Origin of the sequence: uncultured Porphyromonas sp. (assembly GCF_947254915.1) — a bacterium.
GTDB lineage: Bacteria > Bacteroidota > Bacteroidia > Bacteroidales > Porphyromonadaceae > Porphyromonas.
Genome location: NZ_CAMYEZ010000145.1, coordinates 1 through 4,487, shown reverse-complemented (window position 1 = coordinate 4,487; position 4,487 = coordinate 1). Strand labels below are relative to the sequence as shown.

Here is a 4,487-nt window from a genome sequence, read left to right as displayed (position 1 = left end):
CTCTTCTAGGGACTACATATATAGCTAGAGCCTAGCCTTGTAGCGCTATATACTCACTTGACCCCTACTCTTTGTATCTCCGCTGACACCAATTTCTCCCGAGGAAATCGGGAATCGCTAGGGAGCAAACGAAAATTCTCCACGGAGCCGAGATATAAAACTTCGGAAGAATGAAATGAAAGTTCGGAGGAATGAAATGAAAGTTCGGAGGAATTTTTTCGCTCCTCGCTGGATAATCAAAAACCTCCACCGAGGAATCGCTCAACTTCCTTGATCGTGGCGCAGACGAGTTCATCATTACATAATGCGTCAGACCTATGCACGGAGGAGGGCTTTGCCGTGAAATGAGTACATTTGCAGAGCGAGTGAAGTAGACCGATGATGGACGAGCAAACGAAGCAACTAATCATAGATACGGCACGCATTGAGGATGTGGTGTCTGACTTTGTGCAGCTACGGCGCAAGGGGTCAGGCTTTGTGGGGTTGTGCCCATTTCACAAGGATCGTCACCCCTCCTTCATTGTTACTCCGTCCAAGAATATCTGCAAGTGCTTCGCTTGTGGCGCAGGTGGCACGCCTATCTCCTTCATTATGAAGATACAGAACTGCTCCTTCGTTGATGCACTCCGCTACCTCGCTCAGAAGTATAATATCCCCGTGCCCGAGCGGGAGATGACCGAAGAGGAGCAGCAGAGACATAATGAGCGAGAGGCGCTTTACCTTGCCAATGAGGTGGCGGCGAAGTTCTTTACCGAGCAGCTCCTCAGCCAGGAGGAGGGACTAGACGTAGCCTTGCCCTACTTTACGCAACGTGGGGTGCGGTCGGAGGCGATACAGACCTTCGGGCTGGGCTACTCGCCGAGTGATCGACGTGCGCTGGCGAAGTATGTCGAGGAGCATGGCTACGACATGGACAGCTTTGTCGCGACGGGTCTGCTCTACGCCCCGAGCGAGGGTCGCCCGAGTGCCGACCGCTATCACGAGCGCGTTATATTCCCTATATATAATGTAGGGGGGCGTGTCGTCGGCTTCGGAGGGCGCACGATGCGCAAGGCGGACAAGATAGCCAAGTATATCAATTCGCCCGAGAGCATCATCTACGACAAGAGCCGTGAGCTATACGGCCTCTATCAGGCGAAGCGAGCTATAGCACAACGAGATCAAGGCATCATCGTCGAGGGCTATCTTGATGTGATCGCCATGCACCAAGTGGGGATAGAGAATGTGGTGGCGACCTCTGGCACGGCGCTTACAGAGAGTCAGATACAACTCTTGCGACGCTTCTCGCGTAATGTACTGGTGCTCTTCGACGGTGATGAGGCGGGTGTCAAAGCAGCGTTGCGCTCGGTCGATATGCTCCTCGCTGAGGGGATGCAGATCAAGCTCTTAGTCCTACCCGATGGAGAGGATCCCGACGAATTTGTCTCTAAGCGTAGTCGCACCGAGGTGGAGGAGTACTTTGCTGCGCACGAGCAGGACTTCCTGACCTTCAAGTCTCAGCTCTATGCTCCGCAGATGGCACAAGATCCACAGCTTAAGACGCAACTGATGCGAGACATCTTGCAGAGCATTGCTACGATCCCCGATAGCCTTGAGCGGATCGTCTACATCCAGCAGATGTCTCAGATGTATGGCGTGGCAGAAGATCTACTCTTGCAGCAGATCAAGCAGGAGCGCTTTAGCCGTGGGCGAGTCTATCAGTATGCTCCGCCAGAGGCAGCGACACCTGAAGAGAGTGCTCCCGAGGAGACCCCGCAAGCGGTTTCGCCTCTAGACGCGCCGATGAGCAATGAGGCTCTAGACTTATTGCGTCTCGTGGTGCGCTATGGGGAGCGTATGCTCAAGATCTCCGTGCAGGACGAAGAGTCTGACGAGCAGTCCGAGCCTACGGTGATACAGGTCTCTGTGGCCAACTTTGTCTATCAAGAGCTCAAGCAGGACGATATAGAGATCGAGCACCCGCTGGTCAAGCGCATCCTCAACGATAGTAACAAACTAATGCTTGACCAGCTCAGCGTCCCCGACGATAAGCCTATGCGTACCTGTGGTTCTTACCTCTGCAACTCGGAGACCCCGCAGGTGTCAGCACTAGCGGTGGATCTCTATGCGACTCCTTACCGTCTATCTCGCAAGGCTCGCGAAGAGCTCCAGATGCCTGACAGCGAGGAGGAGGAGATGCTACCCGATGAGTGGATTCAGGAGATGACCTTTAAGGTACTATACACCTACAAGCTAGCATACGCCGAGGAGCGCTGTCAGCAGATCTCGCAGCAAATTCAGACACTACAGCAGGAGCACCCAGAGGCGGACTACGCTTGCTACCAGCCTCTCCTCCAAGAGCTATCCACCTGGCAGGAGATACGTAAGATGCTGGGACAGTTTAGCGGTCAGCGGGTGGTCATTTCGTGAGCTAAAGGAGAGAGTCCCCGCAAACCCTTTTACCAAATCTAAAGAAGAAAGTGCCGTCATGCAGTTTGCCGATATATATGGATACCAAGCCCTCAAGCAGCAGTTCGCACATTTGACCCACTCAGGACAGATGCCCCATGCGGTACTCCTAGAGATACAGGAGGGCTACCCCGGGCTACACCTAGCGTGGGCCTGGGCGCAGTACATCCAGTGTCAGTTGCCTACGGACGAAGACTCGTGTGGTGCGTGTGCCTCCTGCAAGAAGGTCGCAGCCATCGCTCATCCCGACGTTATCTTCGTCTATCCCGTGGTCAAAGCGGCACAAGACGAGACACCCACGGAGCGATACTTCGACGAGTGGCGCACCTTCCTTGGGCGCTCTCCCTACATTACCGATCAGGACTGGCTCGAAGTACTGGAGGCAGGCAATAGTCAGCCGGTCATCTACGTGAATGAGATCAATAGTCTCTTGTCTCGTCTCTCGGTTACAACCACCGAAGGGGGCTGGCGCACGATCATTATCTACCAGCCAGAGCGTATGAATGACGCAGCGGCCAACAAGCTTCTCAAGTCGCTCGAAGAGCCACCCGCCGAGACGCTCTTTATCCTTGTGTCGGCACATTCGGATCGGCTCCTAGACACGATCCTGAGCCGTGTACAGCGCTTCGAGCTGCCCCCGATGACGGAGGCGGAGATGAGAGAGGCGCTGACCGCTCTACACCCAGAGCTGGCGACCGATGCTCTGGAGGCGATGATTCCCCTAGTGGACGGTAACCTGAGTGATGCGCTACGGCTACTCGACAGCTCCGCTTCGCAAGACAAACTGCAGGAGCTGGCGCAGCAGTGGTACGATGCGACCTTACGAGCCGACATCCTGCGTCTGAAGCTTCTCAGTGAGGAGGTGGACAAAGCTGGACGCGAGGGAGCGGTTGCTTTCCTCAAACTACTGATGCAGCAGGTGGGTAGGCAGTGGCACCGTGCACTCAGTGGCGAGGCACGTGTGGGGGAGCTACGGGTCAACAACAAGGCGATGGGTGCCTGCTATAGGCTCCTCGAGGAGGCGATGCGAGAGATCCGTGGCAATGTGCTGACGAAGATGGTGCTCTTCGACACGTTCCTGCGGATGCTACTCGCCTTGCGCAACTAAGCAGGTAGAGAAGTCAGACGGCTTTCGCCTCAAAAGCCTGCACAAGACGGCTGTGATTTCGTATCTTTGCGAAGTAACCAATCAATAGAGCAAACCGAATACATATATGTTTAGTGGAATAGTAGAAAGTATGGCGCAAGTGCGCCGCCTGACTCGTGAAGGGAGTAACCTGCACATCACACTAGCCTGCCCTTTTGCCGCAGAGCTACAGATAGATCAGAGCATCGCACACAATGGTGTCTGTCTCACCGTCGTCTCGCTTGAGGAGGGTGGCTACACAGTGACAGCAGTCCAGGAGACGCTAGACCGTAGCAACCTAGGACTCCTCCAGGTGGGCGATTATGTCAATGTGGAGCGTAGCATGATGCTCGGAGGTCGTCTGGACGGTCACATTGTACAGGGGCACGTGGATCAGACGGCTCGCTGTACGGCCATTCGTGAGATGGACGGTAGCCACTACTTTACCTTCGCCTATGAGGTGGATCGTGAGATGATGCGCCAGGGCTATATGACGGTTGAGAAGGGCTCCGTGACGGTCAATGGCGTGAGCCTTACCGTCTGCAATTCGCAGGAAAACTCTTTTGAAGTAGCGATCATACCTTACACCCTAGAGCATACGAACTTCAAGTACTTTAAGGAGGGGAGCGTGGTCAACCTTGAGTTTGACATCCTGGGCAAGTACATCGCTCGTCTGCGCTCCTTCGACTAGTCTCAAGCTTAGCCTCACTTAATTAGGGGGGGGGAGGCTAGGACATTGCAACTTATGGTCTCTCCACTGAGGAAAAACAGAATATTCCTCGGTGGAGATTCTTTATTTCCTCAAAACTCTTCCGAAGAGGAGTCGTTTGCTCGCACAATTGGATTGGGGTGCGTAACAGGGCTGACGCATTATGTCTTGGAAGTACGCTTGACGACAACTCTGGGATATGCG

Annotated in this window: 3 protein-coding genes; all 3 read left to right on the top strand. The window is 54.3% G+C overall.

The window, feature by feature from the left end:
* The first annotated feature begins 378 nt into the window (after positions 1-378).
* The 3 genes from dnaG to Q0X57_RS07705 all read left to right on the top strand — a co-directional run bounded on the left by dnaG (position 379) and on the right by Q0X57_RS07705 (position 4,265).
* Positions 379-2,409 carry a DNA primase gene (gene dnaG / locus Q0X57_RS07715; protein ID WP_297729849.1) on the top strand — a complete coding sequence of 677 codons (2,031 nt, stop codon included), beginning with the start codon at positions 379-381 and terminating at the stop codon, positions 2,407-2,409.
* A 58-nt stretch (positions 2,410-2,467) separates the two neighbouring features.
* Positions 2,468-3,556, top strand: a complete 1,089-nt coding sequence (locus Q0X57_RS07710; RefSeq protein ID WP_297729847.1) for a DNA polymerase III subunit delta' — start codon at positions 2,468-2,470, stop codon at positions 3,554-3,556.
* Positions 3,557-3,662: 106 nt separating this feature from the next.
* Positions 3,663-4,265, top strand: a complete 603-nt coding sequence (locus Q0X57_RS07705) for a riboflavin synthase (protein WP_297729845.1) — start codon at positions 3,663-3,665, stop codon at positions 4,263-4,265.
* Positions 4,266-4,487: the final 222 nt, after the last annotated feature.